The 21,623-nt window shown below is 45.6% G+C and carries 19 protein-coding genes and 1 tRNA gene; 10 read left to right on the top strand and 10 right to left on the bottom strand.

Annotated elements, in window-relative coordinates; genetic code table 11:
• Window positions 1-25: 25 nt before the first annotated feature.
• Window positions 26-97: transfer RNA gene (locus JGK14_RS17830), tRNA-Thr, on the bottom strand.
• A gap of 92 nt (window positions 98-189) precedes the next feature.
• On the bottom strand, window positions 190-1,977 hold the full coding sequence (gene pyk, locus JGK14_RS17825) for a pyruvate kinase (protein ID WP_293177597.1): 1,788 nt from the start codon (window positions 1,975-1,977) through the stop codon (window positions 190-192).
• A 99-nt stretch (window positions 1,978-2,076) separates the two neighbouring features.
• On the opposite strand from pyk, the gene JGK14_RS17820 reads away from it, so the two are divergent.
• The 3 genes from JGK14_RS17820 (at window position 2,077) to JGK14_RS17810 (ending at window position 4,005) form a co-directional block, all read left to right on the top strand.
• Window positions 2,077-2,223, top strand: coding sequence for a hypothetical protein (locus JGK14_RS17820; RefSeq protein ID WP_293239099.1), 147 nt, complete (start codon window positions 2,077-2,079; stop codon window positions 2,221-2,223).
• Window positions 2,224-2,405: 182 nt separating this feature from the next.
• On the top strand, window positions 2,406-3,296 hold the full coding sequence (gene crtR / locus JGK14_RS17815; protein ID WP_293177805.1) for a beta-carotene hydroxylase: 891 nt from the start codon (window positions 2,406-2,408) through the stop codon (window positions 3,294-3,296).
• Between the two features lie 133 nt (window positions 3,297-3,429).
• Window positions 3,430-4,005, top strand: coding sequence for a Uma2 family endonuclease (locus JGK14_RS17810; protein ID WP_293177594.1), 576 nt, complete (start codon window positions 3,430-3,432; stop codon window positions 4,003-4,005).
• A gap of 343 nt (window positions 4,006-4,348) precedes the next feature.
• Here the strand turns inward: JGK14_RS17810 and aroH are convergent, their stop codons facing one another.
• Window positions 4,349-4,756, bottom strand: coding sequence for a chorismate mutase (aroH, locus tag JGK14_RS17805; protein WP_293177591.1), 408 nt, complete (start codon window positions 4,754-4,756; stop codon window positions 4,349-4,351).
• 236 nt (window positions 4,757-4,992) lie between these two features.
• Window positions 4,993-5,811 carry a signal peptide peptidase SppA gene (gene sppA, locus JGK14_RS17800; RefSeq protein WP_293177588.1) on the bottom strand — a complete coding sequence of 273 codons (819 nt, stop codon included), beginning with the start codon at window positions 5,809-5,811 and terminating at the stop codon, window positions 4,993-4,995.
• A gap of 143 nt (window positions 5,812-5,954) precedes the next feature.
• Between sppA and JGK14_RS17795 the strand changes: the two genes are divergently transcribed.
• Complete coding sequence (locus JGK14_RS17795) at window positions 5,955-6,317, top strand: hypothetical protein (RefSeq protein ID WP_293197552.1); 363 nt, start codon at window positions 5,955-5,957, stop codon at window positions 6,315-6,317.
• 91 nt (window positions 6,318-6,408) lie between these two features.
• Window positions 6,409-7,479, top strand: a complete 1,071-nt coding sequence (locus JGK14_RS17790) for a DMT family transporter (RefSeq protein WP_293190051.1) — start codon at window positions 6,409-6,411, stop codon at window positions 7,477-7,479.
• On the opposite strand, the gene JGK14_RS17785 is transcribed toward JGK14_RS17790, so the two are convergent.
• The 3 genes from JGK14_RS17785 to JGK14_RS17775 form a co-directional block, all read right to left on the bottom strand.
• Complete coding sequence (locus tag JGK14_RS17785) at window positions 7,476-7,895, bottom strand: type II toxin-antitoxin system VapC family toxin (RefSeq protein WP_293177585.1); 420 nt, start codon at window positions 7,893-7,895, stop codon at window positions 7,476-7,478. The two genes, JGK14_RS17790 and JGK14_RS17785, sit on opposite strands and share 4 nt — an antisense overlap.
• Window positions 7,892-8,182 (bottom strand): hypothetical protein, encoded by a 291-nt coding sequence (locus JGK14_RS17780; RefSeq protein WP_293177582.1) that lies wholly within the window; start codon window positions 8,180-8,182, stop codon window positions 7,892-7,894. The genes JGK14_RS17785 and JGK14_RS17780 overlap by 4 nt, the downstream gene beginning before the upstream one ends.
• Window positions 8,183-8,263: 81 nt before the next feature.
• Window positions 8,264-9,430, bottom strand: a complete 1,167-nt coding sequence (locus JGK14_RS17775) for an AAA family ATPase (protein WP_293177579.1) — start codon at window positions 9,428-9,430, stop codon at window positions 8,264-8,266.
• A 47-nt stretch (window positions 9,431-9,477) separates the two neighbouring features.
• On the opposite strand from JGK14_RS17775, the gene JGK14_RS17770 reads away from it, so the two are divergent.
• Both JGK14_RS17770 and JGK14_RS17765 read left to right on the top strand, forming a co-directional pair.
• Window positions 9,478-10,338, top strand: coding sequence for a M20/M25/M40 family metallo-hydrolase (locus JGK14_RS17770; RefSeq protein WP_293177576.1), 861 nt, complete (start codon window positions 9,478-9,480; stop codon window positions 10,336-10,338).
• Between the two features lie 70 nt (window positions 10,339-10,408).
• Complete coding sequence (locus tag JGK14_RS17765) at window positions 10,409-14,344, top strand: hydantoinase B/oxoprolinase family protein (RefSeq protein WP_325315332.1); 3,936 nt, start codon at window positions 10,409-10,411, stop codon at window positions 14,342-14,344.
• A gap of 6 nt (window positions 14,345-14,350) precedes the next feature.
• Here JGK14_RS17765 and JGK14_RS17760 read toward each other — a convergent pair whose 3' ends face one another.
• Both JGK14_RS17760 and JGK14_RS17755 read right to left on the bottom strand, forming a co-directional pair.
• Window positions 14,351-14,821 (bottom strand): RNase H family protein, encoded by a 471-nt coding sequence (locus JGK14_RS17760; protein ID WP_293206767.1) that lies wholly within the window; start codon window positions 14,819-14,821, stop codon window positions 14,351-14,353.
• 169 nt (window positions 14,822-14,990) lie between these two features.
• Window positions 14,991-15,785, bottom strand: coding sequence for a DUF5131 family protein (locus JGK14_RS17755; protein ID WP_325315329.1), 795 nt, complete (start codon window positions 15,783-15,785; stop codon window positions 14,991-14,993).
• Window positions 15,786-16,008: 223 nt separating this feature from the next.
• Here JGK14_RS17755 and JGK14_RS17750 point away from each other — a divergent pair, with 223 nt between their 5' ends.
• A complete protein-coding gene (locus tag JGK14_RS17750; RefSeq protein WP_293177564.1) occupies window positions 16,009-16,656 on the top strand; it encodes an RNA polymerase sigma factor in 648 nt (215 codons plus the stop codon).
• A 233-nt stretch (window positions 16,657-16,889) separates the two neighbouring features.
• A complete protein-coding gene (locus tag JGK14_RS17745; protein ID WP_293157012.1) occupies window positions 16,890-17,210 on the top strand; it encodes a 2Fe-2S iron-sulfur cluster-binding protein in 321 nt (106 codons plus the stop codon).
• 250 nt (window positions 17,211-17,460) lie between these two features.
• Here the strand turns inward: JGK14_RS17745 and treS are convergent, their stop codons facing one another.
• Window positions 17,461-20,850 (bottom strand): maltose alpha-D-glucosyltransferase, encoded by a 3,390-nt coding sequence (gene treS / locus JGK14_RS17740; protein WP_293177561.1) that lies wholly within the window; start codon window positions 20,848-20,850, stop codon window positions 17,461-17,463.
• 459 nt (window positions 20,851-21,309) lie between these two features.
• Here treS and JGK14_RS17735 point away from each other — a divergent pair, with 459 nt between their 5' ends.
• The gene (locus JGK14_RS17735; RefSeq protein ID WP_293177558.1) at window positions 21,310-21,537 is read left to right on the top strand and encodes a photosystem II protein, Psb35-related; all 228 of its coding nucleotides are present in this window, start codon (window positions 21,310-21,312) and stop codon (window positions 21,535-21,537) included.
• Window positions 21,538-21,623: the final 86 nt, after the last annotated feature.

The following is a 21,623-nucleotide window of genomic DNA, read 5'->3' as shown; positions in this document are numbered from 1 at the left end:
ACTTTTGACACTTCACAAAACCTAAAGCCGATGGCGGGATTTGAACCCGCGACCGATCGATTACGAATCGATTACTCTACCACTGAGCTACATCGGCAAGACGATTATGAATTATAGCACAAATTCAACAAAAAAGCAATGAGCTGTAGAATTTCATGAAAAACTCCACAACCCAAAACTCATAACTTGTTAAACCGCAAGTTCTCCGTCTGTTGAGCCGCCGCGGGCACCGGAATAAACCAAGCCACGCTGCATATCCAGCGTCAGCATCGTGCCGTCCCGAATTACCCGCATGGCATTCTCCACACCCACCATCACCGGCACGCCCAAACGCAAACCGATAATCGCGGCGTGAGAAGTCAAACTTTCCTCCTCCGTTACCACACCAGCGGCTTTGCGAATCATCTCCACAAACTCGGCGCTGGTGCGTTCTACTACTAAAATGTCTCCTGCGTGGAAATTGGCTACATCCGCAGCAGTGCGAGCAACTCTGGCCATGCCGCTCACAGATCCTAAACCGACACCGGTGCCTTTGCCTAAAACGGCTGTGACTACCTCAATTTTGATCAAATCCGTCGAGCCGGCAACCCCTTGCTGAGTACCGGCTGTCATCACTACTAAATCTCCGTCGCACAGGAACTCTTTTTCTTGGGCGACATTAATGGCAGATTGAAATGTCTGGCCTGTTGAGGGCAAATCCAGCACCAGTAATGGTTTGACTCCCCATACTAATTGCAGTTGTCGGGCTACGTCTACGTGGGGAGTAACGGCCAAAATCGGTGTTTTGGGTCGGAATTTCGAGACGTTGCGGGCTGTAGCGCCGGTTTTGGTCAGTGTCATAATCGCCGCTGCGTTTAACTGTTCGGAGATTTGGCTGACTGCTTGGCTGATGCCGTTGGTGATCGATCGACCAACATCTTCTACATTTCTAATATTGCCCCTAATTCCTTCCCTCTCCATCCGCACTGCAATTCTCGCCATCGTCGCCACCGCTTCGACGGGGAAACTGCCGACTGCTGTTTCATTGGAGAGCATTACCGCATCGGTTCCGTCCAGAATCGCGTTGGCTACGTCGGAAATCTCGGCGCGGGTAGGACGGGGATTGTTGACCATGCTGTCGAGCATCTGGGTAGCGGTAATCACCGGAATCCCCATGCGGTTGGAAGTCGCAATCAAGCGCTTTTGCAAAATCGGCACGTCTTCGGCGGGGAGTTCTACGCCCAAATCGCCCCGGGCGACCATCACGCCGTTGCAAAGGGCGAGAATTTCTTCCATTTGTTCGATCGCCTCGTGCTTTTCGATCTTAGCAATTACCGGTACTTGCTTGCCCGCACTGGCAATCAGTTCTTTAATTTCGAGCATATCCTGGGGATTCCGCACGAAGCTGAGGGCTACCCAATCGACACCTTGGTCGAGGCCAAACATTAAATCTTTGCGGTCTTTATCCGTGAGCGCTTTAATTGACAGGTATACGCCCGGAAAATTCACGCCTTTGTTGTTGGAAAGCGGGCCGCCGACAACGACGCGACAGTACAATTCTCCCGCGCCGCGGTCTACTTTTTCCACACGCATTTCCACTTTTCCGTCGTCGAGCAGAATTACGGCTCCCTCTGGGACTTCCGAAGCTAGGGGTTCGTAGGTGACGGAGGAAATCAGCTCTGTGCCGGCTACCGGGCGGCTGGTCAAAATGAAAGGATCGCCGTTTTTGACAACTATAGAGCCTGTTTCAAAGCGCCCCAAACGAATTTTTGGGCCTTGAAGGTCTTGGAGGATGGCGACCGGCTGGTTGAGTTCAAAGGACGTTTGTCTGATTAAGCGAATGCTGCGCTGGTGGTCATCTTCTGTTCCGTGGGAAAAGTTGAGTCGCAAAGTTGTGGCGCCAGCTTCTATGAGGTTGCGGAGCACTTCTGGGTCGGATGTTGCTGGGCCAATGGTGGCTACAATTTTAGTTCGGCGTAGGGCTTTTGGCAGTTGCATGAATTGAGATGGGGTGGCTGGAGGATTTCTAGTTTAAATTTCGGCTAACTTTTCATCTTTCAGTACAAGCAATGACGCTAGTCTCAAGTCTTAAAAATTTTGATAGTCGTCAAAACAGCAGGCATTGACCAATATATAGAATATCTGACTTTTTACCGATCGGTAATCTTTTCTTGGCGATCGGCTTTTTTAGAAAATATTTCCGCTCCCAGGGTTGACATAAATACAGATATACCCATTTATTAGACTTGAGCTGCTCTGCTATGCGGCTAATCGAGGATTGGGATCGTTTCACAGCAGCAATACTTGGCTTCTTGTGCAGAGGCAACTGTCTGGCGATCGGACTCTGTTTTTTCACGAAACTTTACTATTGGCAGACTTGTATCTTATACTACGCAAGTGTGAAATATTAAGGAGTGTTAACAAAAATGTCGGAGGCAGGACGGCCGCTGACAGTGCCGAAAGAGTTTCTGAGTCCTCCGGGTGACTTGAATCCGACGCTGCTGTTGTTTTTGAGTGCATTAGCGATTATCGCGATTTCCTTTGTGGGTTACTGGTACGGGGACTGGCCGGATTGGTGTTGTTTTTCGCTGAACGTGCTGGCGTTGCACATGGCTGGAACGGTGATTCACGATGCGTCTCACAACGCGGCGCACCGCGATCGTACAATTAACGCTATTTTGGGACACGGTAGCGCGCTGATGTTGGGCTTTGCTTTCCCGGTATTTACGCGGGTACATATGCAGCATCACGCCCACGTTAACGACCCAGATAACGATCCAGACCATTATGTTTCTACGGGTGGGCCTCTGTGGCTAATTGCTGCGAGGTTTTTTTACCACGAGATTTTCTTCTTTAAGCGCAAACTGTGGCGGAAATACGAACTTTGGGAATGGTTTTTCAGCCGTTTGTTTGTGATCGGAGTGGTTTATCTCTCAATTCAATACGACCATTTAGGCTATGTGCTGAACTTTTGGTTTTCTCCTGCTTTGGTAGTGGGGTTAGCCTTGGGCTTATTTTTTGATTATTTGCCACACCGTCCGTTTCACGAGCGCGATCGCTGGAAAAATGCCAGAGTATATCCTAGTCCAATTCTGAATATTTTAATTTTGGGACAGAACTATCATTTGATCCATCACTTGTGGCCTTCAATTCCTTGGTACAATTACAAGCCAGCTTATGAAGCTGTGAAGCCGCTGTTAGATGAAAAGGGTTCTCCTCAAAGTCTGGGAATATTGGAAGGTAAAAAGGACTTTTGGAGTTTTATATATGACATCTTTTTAGGGATTAGGCTGCATCACAAGAAAGCCACTGATTGACAAAAAATCCGGTTTCTTCGAGAAGCCGGTTTTTTTATGTTTTTTATCTAAGCCAATCCCAACCGAAAAAGGTAAGCTAAAATAAATTTATCTGCTGGAGAAGCCTATTTCAATTCAGCAGATCGCAACTGCCATGACCCAAATTACTCTCGACCTCAACCCAATTATCAAACTTACCGAAGAACAGTTTTATTTACTCTGTCAAGAAAACCCAGATTTAAAACTAGAAAGGAACCCTAATGGAGAATTAATCGTGATGCCGCCGACAGGAGGAGAAACCGGAAAACGTAACGTCAAACTGATTGTACAACTGGCAATCTGGAACGAGCAAACTCAACTCGGCGAAGTCTTCGACTCATCGACAGGGTTTACTCTACCAAACAAAGCCGATCGATCTCCCGATGTCTCTTGGGTCGAAAAATCTCGCTGGGAGGCTTTGACTGCACAACAAAGAGAAAAATTCATCCCGCTGTGTCCCGATTTTGTGATTGAAATTCTTTCACCAAGCGATAGCCTGAAAAAAACTCAAGACAAAATGCAAGAGTATATCGACAATGGCTGTCGTCTGGGTTTGTTAATTAACCGCAAAAAGCAACAAGTGGAAATTTATCGCCCCGATCGAGAAGTTGAGGTATTGCAAGCACCTCAAACTGTTTCGGTAGATGTGTTGCCGGGATTTACCTTGAATTTACGGCAAATCTGGGATTAACAACAGACTGTTGCAATCCATAACAATTGCAGCTAATAGCTCAACTTCATCAATACTTAATCAGGACTATACCTGTACATTATGTGTTTTTCAGTTGGCTCGTAAACAATTGTGTTTTTCTGATTTTTCAAAGGCTTAGTGTGTTTGATTTGCGCGTCAACAATTATTAAGGGAATTAGACCTGGATCGAAAGCCGGACAAGTTCCGTCTGCTCGAAAATGTTGGCAGTAGTTACATCCTTTGTAATCACTCATTTTGTTATTACATCTTTTCATTCCTCAGTTAAAAATCAACCCACCATGGCTGGTGGGTTTACTCTTGAATCAATCAAAAAGTGATTTTCTTATTTTTCCGCAGCAACTGCAACGGCTAAATTCCAATCGGGCCGCAAATTTTGAGCTCCGCGCAAATAAGGATGATAAATTTCGGTGTGTGCGGGCCAATTGACGTGAATTAAAAAGCGGATGCAGCGTTCTAATGAACCCTTAACGTACATTTGCTGCACGTCCAACAAAGGAACATTGCACCACCGAGGGCGTTCGCGGGCGATCGCAGCCGGAAAGACAGCATCCAAATCGCGGGTAACAGAAAACGTAACACTAATTATTAATTCCGGATCTAAATTATTTCTTGTTTCTAATTCATCTAACAGTTCTCTCACCGCTTCTCGAATTGCTTCTACCGAATTATCGCTGGCAGTTGTTGCCCCGCGAATCGCCCGCACTTGCCAATCCACGCAAATATTCTCCATTTTTTATGTCAGTTGTCAGTTGCTAGTTGTCAATGGTTATTTGTTACTTGTTATTTGTTAGTTGTTATTTGTTACTTGTTATTTGTTATTTGCGTTGCCCCGATCGGAGTCGAAGAGTTACTTGTTATTTGTTGGTTTGTCAATAACCAACAACCAATAACCAACAACCAACAACCAACAACCAACAACCAACAACCAATAACCAATAACCAATAACCAATGACTAATTTATTTAATCACGGGCGATACAGCCACAGCGGTAAACCGCTAGTAGACAGCTCGAATTCCAGCAAATTTTTGTAAGCCCAAAGCCCGGATGTATCAAGACTACTCCCCAAGACGCGATTTAGGAAAGGTTTTTGTTTTTCTAGAGTGCAGCATTCGGTTTTTTCGGGATCGAGGCCTGCGAGTTCGGCAGTCCAGCGGCGAGCGTCCTCTTCTGTTCCGAGTCGATCGACCAAACCCAATTCTAAGGCTTGCTGGCCGGTAAAAACGCGACCGTCGGCAAAAGTTTTGACGTTTTCAACGGGGAGTTTCCGGGCTTCGGCGACGGTTTCCACGAATTGCTGGTAGCTGCTGTCGATCAAGTCTTGCAGAATTTGCTGTTCGGGCTCGGTCAATTGTCGATCGAATGCCAAGATATCTTTATAGGGCCCGGATTTAATCACTTGAAAAGAAACGCCGACTTTTTCTAGCAGCCCTTCTAGATTGTTACCCCGGATAATCACGCCGATGCTGCCGGTAATTGTACCGGGATTAGCAACGATATGTTGAGCTCCCATGCCGATGTAAACTCCGCCAGAAGCTGAAATATTGCCAAAACTAGCGACAATTTTGATTTTTTCGCCCAAACGCTTGAGGGCGCTGTAAATTTCTTGGGAATCGCCGACAGTGCCCCCGGGGCTGTCTATCCGCAGCAGCAAGGCGGGAAATTTGCGCTCTTCAACGGTTTTGAGCGCTTCTAGAACTCGTTTGCGGGTTTCTCCGGCGATCGCTCCGGTGACTTCGATGCGGGCGATTTGTTTGCGGTAGCGGGGCTTGAATGGCCAAATCATGGGCAGTTTCGGGCAATGTGAAATTTTGTATCTCACTTCTAGTGTGCCTTATTCATTGGGTTAGATGTTGTGCTTGTGTTCGCAACAGGCAAGATGCCTGTTCCACAACCAATTTCACTGATTTTGGAACTGCAACAGGCAAGATGCCTGTTCCACAAACAATTTCACTGATTTTGGAATGCAACAGGCAAGATGCCTGTTCCACAACACATTTCACTGATTTTGGAACTGCAACAGGCAAGATGCCTGTTCCACAACACATTTCACTGATTTTGGAACTGCAACAGGCAAAATGCCTGTTCCACAACCATTGCAGAAATTGTGGAACTGCAACAGGCAAGATGCCTGTTCTACAACCAATTTCACAAATTGTCGAACCGCAACAGGCAAGATGCCTGTTCCACAACCATTGCAGAAATTGTGGAACTGCAACAGGCAAGATGCCTGTTCTACAACCAATTTCACAAATTGTGGAACGGGCATCTTGCCCGTTCGATCGCACTTAACCCACCTTCGATATATAATTGTAAAAATTGCTTAACAAATCTACATCATTCCCGAGAGCGCCACTCTCATCAATTATTTGGAGCCTCCGCCATGCAGCTAAAACTTACCGATTCTAAACTGCCCTTTGCCCCGCTGTTACTCATTGCGCCGTTTTTCCTGTGGGGAACCGCGATGGTAGCGATGAAAGGGGTGATGCCACACACGACACCGCTGTTTGTGGCTGTCGTGCGTTTATTACCTGCGGGCGTGTTGGTGTTGCTGGCGGCGGCTTTGATGGGAAAAAAGCAGCCGCAGGGTTGGAAAGCTTGGCTGTGGATTTCGCTGTTTGCATTAGTTGACGGCACTTTGTTTCAAGGATTTTTAGCCGAAGGTTTGGCGAGAACCGGTGCGGGTTTGGGTTCAGTGATGATTGATTCTCAACCGCTAGCCGTGGCGATTTTGTGTTTGTGGCTGTTTCAAGAAAAAATAGGTTTTTGGGGCTGGTTGGGCTTAGTAATTGGCGTTATCGGCATCAGTTTGATTGGATTGCCGGATGGCTTTATTTTGGGGCTGTTTCATCCTGAAAATGTGCAGGTTTCTGCGGGTATCGAAAGTGTGTTTCAGGGCGGGGAATGGTTGATGCTGTTGGCGGCTTTGTCGATGGCTGTAGGTACGGTTTTGGTGCGGTGGGTGTGCCGCTATGTTGACCCGGTGGTGGCGACGGGCTGGCACATGATTTTAGGCGGTTTGCCGTTGTTGGCGATTTCGGCGGCTACTGAGTCGGGGCAGTTTGTGAATATCGATTTGTCGGGTTGGATGGCTTTAGGGTATTCTACTGTGTTCGGAAGTGCGATCGCCTACGGTTTATTCTTTTACTTTGCTTCAAGCGGCAGTTTGACGAGTTTAAGTTCTCTAACGTTTCTGACTCCGATTTTTGCTTTGCTGTTCGGGAATTTGTTGTTGGGCGAAGTATTGAATCCGCTGCAATCGATGGGAGTCGGGCTGACTTTGGTAAGTATTTATTTGATTAATCAGCGGGATACTTTGGCTGAGAAATTGGGGAAAGGCCGGAATGGTGCAGCGAATTCTGAGGAGGAAGTGCAGTTATTAGAGTCGTCGGAGTTGAATGCAGTTGAATTTCCCGTGCAAGTGCGGGCTACAGAATTGGAGCCGGAGGTTTAGACAGAATTGGTTAACTCTTCAATTAACTGATTGGGAGTGACAATTCGAGGAGTTGTCACCGGAAAATCTCGCGGGTTGCGGGTGACAATGGCATCAATTTGATTGACTACGGCAGTGCTATACTGAATCGCATCTTCAAAATCCTTGAAGTTGGAAATTAATGCCATTGAAATAGCAGAGCTATCCACAGTCGCCACTTGACAAAATGTGGCTATATATTTCAAAAACTCAAGCGTTGAATCTCGACCTTTAACTTTGCGTATGATGTAGTAAATATCGCCAAAAGTAGAGGCTGAAATATAACCTTCTACTTGTGCCTGTTCAACAAAGGACAAAACTTGTTCGCTTTCACCAAAAAATTGCTGTCGTTCAAGGGCGATATCTAAGATGATATTGGTATCTAGCAAGATTTTCATAGCTTGTGTTTCTCCTTCAAAGCTTCCCATCTAGCTTCCTCTGCATCGAAGTCAGGCGGGACAGGCTGAGTATTCTCAAACCAGGCTTGCAAAGCCTTGATTTTAGTTTTCACTTTTCTTTTAAGGTTAGCTTCTTCTGACTGGATTACTAGCTGTGGGGAACTGACAACCGCATCAGCCACCGGCCAAACGATGATTTCCACATCTCCGGCTGGCATATCCAGGGATTCCAAAACTACCAAATTCCCAGCCTCATCTATTTTACCTCTAAGTTTGTATGCTTGCATACTAATCTCCTAAGCTTTGTCTCTATTATAGGACATAAAAATTCGGTAAGTCCCTTTGTAATCAATCCAAACTTAATCATATTAAAAATTTTCAGGAAGTCCGCCGATATAGCCCCTCAAAAATGCCTCTGATAAATCTACAGGTTCTTGTCCATCCAAAGGTTCCGGGTTGAGAATACGTCTAGCTTTAGTATAACCTAATTGGTTGCGGGAAATCACAAACAACCGCTGTTCATCATCATCTAAATCTAAGCCGTCCAAAACAGCGGGGTTATGAGTTGTCAAGATGACTTGTTTATCGTTATTTTTTGCTAGTTCGACTAATTCTTCGATTAATCTGCGACATAATCGAGGATTTAAGGAAGCGTCAATGTTATCTATTGCAAAAAATTTAGGTGTGAGTTCGCTTATGAACAAGGTAAAGTAAAAGAGTAAAAACAAAAAGCCTTCATTCGAGCTTCTTTGGTCAAAGTAACTTAAATCTGTATCTAAGTACCTATCTGTAATTTGGAGAGAAGTTTGCATCGCTGATAGATTGTGAGGAATTTCAAAATCTTTAAACCAATCTATCAATTGCAGCTTGTCTTTGATTTGATTAAGTTTATCTGGGTTATCTGCATTCAAGATATTTATAAGTTTAAACAAACCTTGACCATTAATGCCTAATGGTTGAATTTGCCCTTCTTTTTCAAAGGTTCGTAAAGCTGGGTTTTCAGGGGAGTAAACAATAAACTTATTTAGATAATATAATTCAATAAATGAGTCTACATCCTTGTTGAATATTGATAATTCTTGTTCCGTTAGTTGAGTTGCTCCTTTTAAAATTGATAAAAGTTTGTCTTGTCCCCCGTATTGCTCAACAAAAAGTTTAAGAGCATTCTCTGTAGATATTTCAGAATTACCAAAAAATTTTTTACTAATCCACTGAGAATAGGGAGAATTATCATTTTGTAAAATACAACTAAATTGTTCTTTATCATTCTGTCTTAATTCAATGCTGATATCTTTAGTAAGATTATCTTTTTCAAAAGCCGATCGCATAAATCGAGGTTCTGTCACCCGAATCCCCCGTGCAGCAAGAAACTCGTTATCCAGTTTATCATTAGCAGCCGCCGAAGCCAGGGCGATGGCTTCCAAAATATTGCTCTTACCGCAGCCATTTTCGCCAATCAGTACGGTGACTCGTCCTAATTCCAGCTTCAGCTTTTGAATAGACTTGTAATTTTTGATTCTGACTTCTTTAATCATAATTAAATCCCCTATAATCTGAATGTACTCATTGTATCTCGGATGTCATGGATCTAAAAGAACGCCTGCACAGCCACCTAATTCAAATTGTACGCGATCGCAATCCTTACTTGGCATCCGCAGGGCACTTCTATGTGCAGCAATACATTCGCGAACAGTTGGGACAGTGGGGCGCTGTAGAAACCGACGATTTTGCGGTGCGCGGGCGAATTCATCACAATTTTATCTTGGATTTACCCCCCCTCAATCCCCCCCTTGCTAAGGGGGGGAAGCAAGAAAATTTGCCGATTATTATAGGCGCTCATTACGATACTGTGCCGGGGACGCCTGGGGCTGATGATAATGCTACGGGTGTTGCTGTGTTGCTGGAACTCGCAAGGGCGATCGCACTTCAACCGCTAAAATATCCAGTACAGTTAGTTGCGTTCGATATGGAAGAATCTGGTTGTTGGGGAAGCAGGCATTATGCAGCTAAATGCAAGCAACAGCAACAGTCAATTCGGTTGATGATTGCTTTGGAAATGTTGGGTTATTGCGATCGCACTCCGAACTCCCAAAGCTATCCGGCTGGACTAAAATATTTTTATCCGAATATTGGCAACTTTATTGCTTTAATTGGGAACTTGCGGACTGTGCGCGATATGATTACTTTGAGCAGAAATATCCGCAAAGTCGGTCAGGATTGCGAGTGGTTGCCGGTGCCGAATCGAGGTTTGATTGTGCCGGATACTCGCCGCAGCGATCATGTTCCTTTTTGGGATAATGGTTATCCGGCGATTATGGTGACGGATACGGCTAATATGCGGAATCCGCACTATCATCAACCGAGTGATAAGATTGAGACTTTGGATTTGGATTTTTTGGCTGGTGTTTGTGGGGGCTTGGTTGAGGCTATTCGATATCTATAATTTTATTTTAATGAACTGCGAAGACGCGAAAAACGCGAAGGAATAAAGAAAGAAGATGATAGAAAAAGATATGAATGTTGATTTTCCCGATCGCACTTCGTGGCAATTTTGGATCGATCGCGGTGGTACTTTTACCGATATTGTCGCCCAAAAGCCCGACGGTAGGTTAGTTATTCACAAGCTGCTGTCGGAAAATCCCGATCGCTACACCGATGCAGCAGTGCAAGGAATTCGCGATATTTTGGGGATTGAGGCGGGGGAATCGATACCGGCGAACAAGATTGCAGCGATTAAAATGGGGACGACGGTGGCGACAAATGCTTTACTCGAACGTAAGGGCGATCGCACTATTCTGTTAATTACCAAAGGTTTCGGCGATGCGCTGAGAATTGGCTATCAAAATCGCCCGAATATTTTCGCCCGCCACATTGTGCTGCCCGAGATGTTGTACGATCGCGTTATTGAGGTTGCAGAACGTTACAGCGCCCGAGGTGAAGAGTTAATTGCTGTCAATCCTGAGTTTATCCCGTTTTTGCAGCAAGCCTACGATGACGGAATTCGCAGTTGTGCGATCGTCTTTATGCACGGCTACCGCTATTCGGAACACGAAAAACAAGTTGCTCAAATAGCCAGAGAAATTGGTTTTAGTCAAATATCAGTATCTCACGAAGTCAGCCCTTTAATGAAATTAGTTTCGCGGGGAGATACTGCGGTTGTCGATGCTTATTTATCTCCGATTTTACGCCGATATGTCGAACAAATAACCAGTGAGTTAATTGAGGTAGGTTCTCGGAATGAGGGATTATTAATGCCCAATTCCCAATGCCCAATTCCCAATGCCCAATTCCCCCAATTAATGTTTATGCAATCAAACGGCGGCTTAGTTGATGCCGCCCAATTTCAAGGAAAAAACAGTATTTTATCAGGCCCGGCTGGGGGAATTGTCGGTGCAGTTCAAACGAGTAAAAAGGCTGGTTTCGATAAAATTATTACCTTTGATATGGGCGGAACTTCGACAGATGTTGCCCATTTTAACGGCGAATACGAACGCGAATTTGAGACTGAAATTGCAGGGGTGAGATTGCGATCGCCCGTGATGGCAATTCACACTGTAGCAGCCGGTGGCGGTTCGATCGTGTTTTTTGACGGCGCGCGCTACCGCGTCGGGCCGGAGTCTGCGGGCGCAAATCCAGGCCCTGCTTGCTATCGGAAGGGCGGCCCTTTGACGGTGACTGATTGCAATGTGATGTTGGGCAAAATTCAACCTGATTTTTTCCCGAAAGTGTTTGGATTGACGGGAGATTTGCCGATCGCCTCTGACGTAGTTAAGCAAAAATTCGTGCAGTTAGCGGGGGAAATTGGGGGCGAGAGGACACCGGAACAGGTGGCGGAGGGGTTTTTGGCGATCGCGGTGGAAAAGATGGCTAATGCGGTCAAAAAAATCTCGCTTCAGCGCGGTTACGACGTTTCCGAGTATACCTTGTGCTGTTTTGGCGGTGCGGGCGGCCAACACGCTTGTGCGATCGCCGATAGTTTGGGCATGAAACGGGTGTTCATTCATCCCTACGCGGGGGTGTTATCCGCCTACGGTATGGGTTTGGCTGATGTGCGGGCTATGCGCGAAAGGGCGATCGAGCAATTATTAACTGCTGAATTAATTGCGGATTTGCATGATATTTTAGCGCAATTGGAGGCGGAGGGAAAAGGGGAATTGAACCGCAGAGGCGCAGAGGGCGCAGAGGGAGAGAAAGAGGTTTTGGTTGTGAGGAAGCTGCATCTTAAATATCAGGGAAGCGATTCGGTTTTGATGGTGAATTTTGCTGGGAGTGTTGAGGAGATGCAGGCTGATTTTGAAGCAGCACACCGACAGCGTTACAGTTTTATTATGCCGGAAAAATCGCTAATTGTAGAAGCAGTTTCTGTAGAAGTTGTAGAAACAATGGATGTACTGGATAATTCTACAACTTCCCCATCTTGTGGCACAGGCATCTTGCCTGTGGCTGATAATTCTACAACTTCCCCATCTTGTGGCACAGGCATCTTGCCTGTGGCTGATAATTATACAAATCCCCCATCTTGTGGCACAGGCATCTTGCCTGTGGCTGATAATTATACAACTTCCCCATCTTGTGGCACAGGCATCTTGCCTGTGGCTGAAGCATCAACAAATCCCCCATCTTGTGGCACAGGCATCTTGCCTGTGGCTGAAGCATCTACAACTTCCCCATCTTGTGGCACAGGCATCTTGCCTGTACAAATGTATGTTGCTGGCGGGTGGCGAGAAACACCTGTTTATCAGAGAGACGATTTGCGATCGGGCGACTGCATTACGGGCCCGGCGATGATTGTCGAAGCAACTGGAACTAATATCATAGAACCGGGTTGGGAAGGCGAAATCACCGAAAACAATGACTTAATTTTGAACCGCAGATCCGCGCCGATGAATGCAGTTAAAACCCATTCATCGGCGGTTAAATCAGATCCAGTTTTGCTAGAAATTTTTAATAACTTATTTCGCGCCATCGCCGAACAAATGGGCGTGACTTTACAAAATACAAGTTCCTCAGTCAACATCAAAGAACGCCTGGACTTTTCCTGTGCAATCTTCGATGCAAACGGGCAATTAGTTGCCAACGCGCCGCACATTCCCGTGCATCTCGGTTCCATGAGCGAAAGTGTTGCAGCTTTAATCCTAGCACAAAGTCATACTATTAAACCGGGCGATGTTTATGTTTCTAACAATCCCTACAATGGCGGCACGCATTTACCAGATATCACCGTTATTAGTCCAGTATTTAATCGTGATTCCTCGCTTCCTTTATTTTATGTTGCGTCGCGGGGACACCACGCCGACATCGGCGGCATCACTCCCGGTTCCATGCCTCCCAATAGTAAAATAGTCACTGAAGAAGGCGTATTGTTTGACAATTTTCAGCTAGTCAGCGAGGGTAAATTCCGAGAAACAGAATTACTACAAATTCTGACAGCCGGGGATTTTCCGGTTCGCAATGTCGCACAAAATATCGCAGATTTGCAAGCCCAAATTGCCGCCAACAATCGCGGTTTAGCAGAACTTGTCAAGATGGTAGAACATTACGGCTTGGAAACAGTACAAGCTTATATGGGTTTTGTGCAAGACAATGCTGAAGAATCTGTGCGGCGCGTAATTGAGGTTTTGACTGATGGCGAGTTTACTTATCCGATGGATAGCGGCGGACAAATTAAAGTAGCTATTACAATTAACAAGTCTGCGCGCAGTGCAAAAATAGATTTTACTGGCACTTCTTCCCAACAATTCAACAATTTTAATGCTCCCGCTGCGGTGTGTAAAGCGGCTGTGTTGTACGTTTTCCGCACCTTGGTAGATGACGATATCCCTCTGAATGCTGGCTGTTTGAAGCCTCTCGAAATCATCAATCCCGCTGGCTGTATGCTGAATCCGCGTTATCCGGCGGCTGTGGTTGCGGGAAATGTGGAGACATCGCAGAATATTACGGATGCTTTGTATTGTGCGCTGGGTGCGATCGCATCTTCTCAGGGCACCATGAATAATTTCACATTTGGCGATCGACGCTATCAATATTATGAAACAATTTGCGGCGGTTCGGGTGCTGGTGCAAATTTCGACGGCACAGATGCGGTACAAACTCACATGACTAATTCGCGTTTAACCGATCCAGAGGTGTTGGAATGGCGGTTTCCGGTGTTGTTAGAAAGTTTTGCAATCCGGGCTAATAGCGGGGGGAATGGATGTCATCGCGGCGGTAATGGAGTGGTGCGGCGAGTGCGGTTTCTGGAGGCGATGACGGCGGGAATTTTATCGGGGAGGCGAGTGATTTCTCCGTGTGGTTTGCATGGAGGTGAAGCGGGGAAAGTTGGCCGGAGTTATGTTGAAAGATTTGATGGAAATGTTGAGGAATTGGGGAGTACGGCGAGTGTCGAAATGCAGCCCGGGGATGTGTTTGTCATTGAGACTCCGGGGGGCGGAGGTTATGGTTATTTGTAGCGAGTTTTACGGTTGATAGCCTTCATCTACCGGTAATTTTTGTTGATTTGCTGCCTGTCTGGCAACATAATTGCAGCGTTGATACTTTTGGTTGCCCGCACATTGCTTAATTCTAATAAACTCAACATCGTGTTGTGAACATAATAGAAGTAGTTGCTCCCACAAATCTACGTTAGCACTAGGTTTATTGTCACTATTTTTCCAGTTATTAGCCTGCCAGCGAATCGCCCAATTGTTGGCAATAGCATCTACAAGGTAGCCGTTGTTATTGTATAGCGTCACTTTACATCTTGTTTTGAGTGCTTTCAGACTTTCAATTGCAGCAATAATATCCATACGATTATTTGTACTTAACTGAAATCCGCCACATAATTCCTTGCGAAAATTTTCATACAGCAAGATTGCCCCATATCCACCAGCACCGCTCGCCATAGTTATACCGCGAGTATAAATGCTAACTTGTTTCAAGTTGCTCATGATTGTATAACTTATTCAGGAAATTTCAACATTATATAATTAATTTTACTTAAATATTGACAATTTTTAAGCCTTTGCACTAAAGGTAGATTGTACTGTAGTGTATTTAGTAGTAAAATAAACCATATTATAGATAGACAGGAGATGTCACGTTGATGAAGTACACTCCTCAAGCAATCGATTCCTGTAGGCACACGCCACTGACGTGTCCTCTATCTCTGCTTGTTGTCAAAGTGTAACGATTCCATTGCCTTTGATGTTTATCCCATGCTTCCGGCATCTCATCCCAAATTTTATCATGCAGAAGTCTCCCAGCAGCTTTAGGTGTTCTACCTCCCCATTGCTTGAAGAAAAATGCGACTTCAGCATCCTCGCACTGCTGCTTAATATTCTCAACCCACTCTGCTTGGATGGGACGGTGTTTTACCCCAGATTCTCCGCCAACAATCACCCAATTAATGCCTGTTAAATCTAGTTCTAAATTACCTAAAAGTGGTTCGCATGATAGAAATCTGACTTTAGCGGGTACTTGTCGCAAACAGTCAATCCTGTTAACGTAGTTTTGATTTTCAACAGAAACTCCCATCCAAATATTATCATGCCAGTCTAATTTGTCAGCTATTTCTCGAAGGCGTTCGTGTCTTTTGGTCAGAATTTGATATATATGCCAGGGAGTTTCACGCATTACCTCAAAAACTTCTTTGAGAAAATCTATTGGCACTTCTTCATGAAATAAATCGCTCATCGAGTTCACGAAAATACGGCTCGGTTTTCGCCAGCGTTTTGGTTCTTCCAAGCGATTCCTATGGAGTGTTAAATCAAAGCCGTTAGGAAAATTAGTGTGAAACCTTTTTGTTAATGCTTCTGCATAACAATGGGTGCAGCCGGGACTGACTTTATCGCAGCCAGTTGTTGGATTCCATGTGCGATCGCACCACTCGATACCAGTATTAATGCTAGACATACAAACACTTGACCCTTGAAACAACTAATTATCTTTTTAGATGCGCTGGATACATAGAATTTATATGTATCAATTTAGATTAATGCAGCATCACCTACAACTCCATTATATAATTAAAATTGACTTAAGTATCAACACTTTTTAAGCAGTTGCATTAAATGTAGATCGTAGTGTAGAATCGGGCTGCAACAGCATTGATACCCAAAACCTTTACAGAACAATTGTGCAAGCACCAGTTTTTTCCGAACTCAACCACCCTGTGGTCAAATCCCTGTTCCATCACAGCGATCAGGAATTATTGACCCTGTTTCAAAACCATCCCGATCAGGGCCGCTTTTTCACGGCGATTTTTTGCCGCTACGCTCAAATTGTACACTCCCTGATCCGCCATTCCGTGCGATCGCCCGTACAAGGCGATTACCTCTTCGCCCACACCTGGCAGCACATCTATCACGAGCTCCGAGGCCTCGATTTGCGCCGCGAAACCCAAGATCCTGATGGCGACAATCTCAGTCTCCAAAACTGGCTGATTAATGTCACCGCTGTCTGCATCAATCAAGCCGAATTACCCCCAGTTGAGTCTATTCACTACTCTTTGCAATCCGCTTCGCCTCCCCTGTGGTGTTACGTCAGACAAGCCTTAGAATTGTTGGCGCCACTGCCACGTTTAGTCGTGTTGATGGCCCAGACTTTCCGCTGGAGCGAAACTCGAATTGCAGCTTATTTGCAAGCAGAAGGTGAAGCTATTTCGCCCGCTCAAGTTAGGGCTTTGCTGCAAAAAGGATATCAAACTTTAGAGTCAAATTTGCCGCAGGATATTCGCGCTATTTATCTGGATGAAAATCTCGATTATCAACAAGCACTTGTCTAGCAGCCGAGAATTCCGCTAATATCAATTATTCTTCAGTCCCCCTCTGCTGCGGACTTTGTTTGACAAGAAGAGGTTTCAATCGCCGATATCAAGAAGCTAACATCAATTATTCTTTAGTCCGCGGAGGCGGACTTCGTTTGTGTAGACGCGGTTTCAACCGCCGAGTCTCGATTGTATTTGACAAAAATCGGTTTCAACCGCACTAATAGTCGGAAATAATATCAGAGGTGAAAATGGCAGTTTATCAAGTTCGGCTGGTGAATGAGGAGCGATCGCTCGATCGCACGATCGCAGTACCGGACGACCAGTATATCCTAGATATGGCAGAAGATGCCGGCATCCGCTTGCCGAATGGATGCAAGCAAGGAGAGTGTTCTGCTTGCGTTGCCAAACTGCTTAGCGGTGAAATCGACCAAAGCGAACAAAAGTTTTTGAAGCCCTCAGAATTGCAAGCTGGCTACGCTGTTACCTGTGTCGCTTACCCGCTTTCTGACTGCACTTTGTTAACTCATCAAGAAAAAGTTTTATATGAAGCAGCTCTCTATTTTAAGTAATGCCAGATGCGTATTATATATTGTCAGAGTCTCGCTAGCGATTCCTCAAAGGTGTGCATATTATAGTGCTGTCCCGATCGCGAGCTGTCAAATTCCGTGACATCGTAATTATATTATAGTGCTGTCTCGCTCGCGATGACAGCTCGCGAGCGAGACAGCACTAAATTCAGAGAATTATTATTCGTATACCAGCAGAAACGAGTTAATGCCAGGTGCGCCACAAGCACCCTACTCACTACTTAAAAATTAACTACGGCTTGCCATTAAATTTCAACAATTCCAGAATCCGCTTCAGCGGAATTTCCGCCCAATCCAAGCGGTAATTGAGTTCGTAGGCCAGCTCAGCAACCCCTTTTTCCAAAATGTAAGCATCCAGCAAAACTTGTAGTTCTGGTATAGATTTTGGCAAGAAACTGGCATCGGCTGCTGTTACCAAATAGCTGTTAAGAAAAGTGAGGCTGACCCAGCGGTGCCAAACATTCGCCCACTGCTGCATCTCCGGAAGATTTTCAGGGCGGATCATACCGCTTTCAACTTCATTTCGCAGTGCCAAAGTAACAGCATAATTGAAAGATTGTAGCATTCCCGCCACATCTCGCAGGGGCGATCTTTTCATCCGCCGCTCGCTTAACGGTCGATTCCGTTCTCCTCCGAAATCAATAATTACGAAGTCTTTACCTGTATAAAGAACTTGTCCGAAATGGAAGTCCCCGTGACAGCGAATTCGATCCGCCGTGATTCTCAAGTTCAAAATAGACTTGAAACGTTCCATCAGCAACTCTTCCCGGTTTAGGAGATTTTGTGCTAGTTTATGCGCTTCTGGCGGCAGTTTTGACAGCCGCTTTTTCAGCAGCAGCAAAGTTCTTCCTGCCATATTTCTCATGTGTTGGTAGATGGAACGCTGGTAAAATGAGGTGAAGTTTTCTGGAGCAAAAGCGGGATTTTCGGTGTCTGAAGCTAAAGCGAGGTGAAGTTCCGCTGTCCGCTGACCTAAAAGTTCGGCTGATGCTAAGTAAGAGCCGATTAGTTCGCGAGCTAAGGCCGGAATTTCTAGGGATAAATCGGCTACTAGAGAGTTTGGTTGCCGCATTTGTGCGGTCAAAGCGCTGGGTAAATAGTTTTCGGGATCTGTCGATAAATTATCGCCTAAATGCTTGGCTTCTACTGTCATTACTTGCTCGAAATAGTCGCGCAGCGTGTCTAATGTATAAGACCAAGCGTCCCTGCTGTCGGGGATTAGTTTTTGCAGTATTCCGACTGTAATTACTTGTTTTTCGGCTGTGTGATATTCCAAGGCTCCGGCAATTGGAGCGTAGTGTTGGATCGGGTTGCGATCGGTTAAAAACCGCCCGATTTCTAATTCGGGGTTGATTCCTTCTTCGACTTTTCGCAATATTTTTAGGACGTAGCGATCGCCGTAAGCTGCGGATGTATTGCTTTGTTCTTTTTTGAACAGGTGAGGTTCGAGCTGCGATAAATCTTGGTCTGAGTTGAATGCAATGTCGGCAATTCCCACCAGTTGACCTGCTGTACCTTTGTAACTGCGAGAATTGCCGATCGCCCCCAGCAGCGCGCTCAGCAGGCCTTTGTCCCCAGCAGCATCAAATAGCACCCCGGCTTCGTTGCTTTCAGGGAAGTGCAGGCGTGCGATCGCGCGATCGTCCGCATCGCCTTTCATCTCTTCCCAACCTACGGGCAAAACGTAAGTTTCCGGCATACCTTCTGTATAATTCAACAGCACAAACAGAATGTAAACTGTAGATTCTTCTCCCGCACCATTGTGACATTCTACAGGAATAATTTCACTAATTTCCAACGATTGAATCGTCCTATCTGCACCGATGAACCAGCGATTGCTGCGTAAATAGTTTGGCAAAAGAGAGAGTAGCATCTCGCTTAATTGACTTGTTACAAAAGCGGTTTTCCAATTGCCGATTACCGCCAAACTAGGCAAGTTTGTCTTAAAACCGTGCAGCGAAAATTCTTCGGGTTTAGGAGTAAGAGTAAACCAGTAAAATGTGTGAGGACTCAAACTCAAAAAGTAAGGTGATTCGCCAACAGGTGGAAACTCAGCGCGACCGAAAATCTCCACCGGCACAGCACCTTTAAACGGAGAAAGGTCTAATTCTGCCGTCTGCACGAAGCGCGACAAATTAGCGACTACGAGGATGTGTTCGTCTTGATAAGTGCGAACAAAAGCTAAAACTTTGCGGTTTTCTGGGTACAGAAACTCGCAAGTGCCGCGGCCGAATGCTTGGAAGCGCTGGCGCACAGCAATCAAGCGTTTCATCCACCACCAGAGTGAACTTGGATTCGCCCGCTGCGCTTCCACGTTCACAGATTCGTAGTGATATTCAGGGTCAACGATTGGTGGCGCGTACAGCCGCTGCGGGTTAGCGCGGCTGAAACCGGCATTGCGATCGCTACTCCACTGCATCGGAGTTCTCACCCCGTTGCGATCGCCCAAATAGATATTATCACCCATCCCAATCTCATCGCCGTAGTAAAGCACCGGCGTACCAGGAAGAGACAGCAGCAAAGCATTCATCAACTCAATGCGGCGGCGGTTATTTCCCATCAGCGGAGCCAAGCGGCGGCGGATACCCAAATTAATTCTCGCCTGAGTATCTTGAGCGTAAACCCGATACATATAATCTCGGTCTTCATCGCTCACCATTTCCAGCGTCAATTCATCATGATTCCGCAAAAACAATGCCCACTGACAATTATTAGGAATCTGCGGAGTTTGCTGGAGAATATCGCTAATTGGGAAGCTATCTTCCATGTGCAAAGCCATAAATAAACGCGGCATCAGCGGGAAATGAAAATTCATGTGACATTCATCGCCACCCGAGTAATATTCAACCGCATCCTCCGGCCACTGATTCGCCTCAGCAAGCAGCATCCGGTTCGGGAATTTCTCATCTACGTGCTGCCGCAAATGCTTGAGAAATACGTGAGTTTCTGGCAGGTTTTCGCAGTTAGTACCTTCCCGCTCGTACAGATAAGGCACGGCATCCATTCGCAGTCCATCTACTCCCAGTTCCAACCAAAAGTCTACCACATCTAAGATGGCTTGGCGGACGGCGGGATTGTCGTAATTTAAATCTGGTTGGTGAGAATAAAAACGGTGCCAGTAATAAGCTTTTGCTACCGCATCCCAAGCCCAATTAGAAGTTTCAAAATCTTGAAAAATAATCCGAGCATCTTGATATTTTTCCGGCGTATCGCTCCACACATAAAAATCTCTTTCGTTACTGCCTTTCGGGGCGCGCCGCGCTCGCTGAAACCATGCGTGCTGGTCGGAAGTGTGGTTGACAATTAACTCAATAATAACTCGAATTCCGCGCTGGTGCGCTGCTTCTAAAAGCTCTTTAAAGTCGTCTAACGTGCCGTAAATCGGGTTGACGGTGGTATAGTGAGATGTATCGTAGCCGTCGTCTCGGAGTGGCGAGGGAAAAAATGGCAGTACCCAAATTGCTGTTACTCCCAAGTTTTGCAGGTAATCTAGTTTTTCTGTGAGTCCCCGAAAGTCGCCGATGCCGTCTGCATTGCTGTCTGCAAAAGCGCGAATTGGTACTTCGTAAATGATGGCGTCTTTGAACCACAAGGGATCGTTATTTAACATTGAGTTTGGCATAATTTTTATGGGAGAATGGTAATTTGGATTTGGTAATTTGGATTTGGTAATTTGGATTTGTTAGTGAAAAATCCAAACTGATAAATCATAACGCATAATTCTATCGCGATTCGTCATGCCAGTGGTAGAGTTTTAATCGTAATTTATGAACGCAAAACTTATAAGTTCTTAACTAAAAAAATTAAACAATCTTATTTGTTATTGCGGATACAGTTCATGATTCGGATCTCGATCGCCGTATTACAGACCCGTGCTTGGCGGTGCACGCCCTACATACTTATATATAAATCCTTTCCCCGTGTCCCCTCTCCCCCTCGAACCCTCTCCGGCGGCCGTCGGAGTGACGGTTTTTACTACCTACCGGACGGTTTGCACGACACTACACTGCCTTGACGCTGTTTGTAAATTTTTGTTACATTTGTTTACATAAAGCAACAAAAGTTTAAGGAAATAGCAAAAATGACTATTGTAATCGCTCTTTTGGTCGTCGGTTGGGTCGCAGCATCTTTAATTGGCACTCAAGCATATTTCCTGGGCGAACAGTCCAAGCCCATTCACGATCGCAATTGGAGCAATGAATCTTTTGAACAACTGGCAAAATCGATGACTGGAACAGAAATTGATTACACTGTTCGCGTTCCCGCCTACAGCATGGATGCTTACACCAGTCGCACGATGGCTAATTAGTAATATTAAGCAGCAGGCTTGACTATTTTGAATAACAGGCTTTCTGGCCTGTTCCACAAGCAGATTTATTTTTGTGGAACAGGCCA

Source organism: Microcoleus sp. PH2017_28_MFU_U_A, assembly GCF_020738035.1.
In the GTDB taxonomy this organism is placed as follows: domain Bacteria; phylum Cyanobacteriota; class Cyanobacteriia; order Cyanobacteriales; family Microcoleaceae; genus Microcoleus.
Note: the sequence above shows the minus strand (reverse complement) of the source record. Positions and strands in the feature narration are given on the sequence as shown.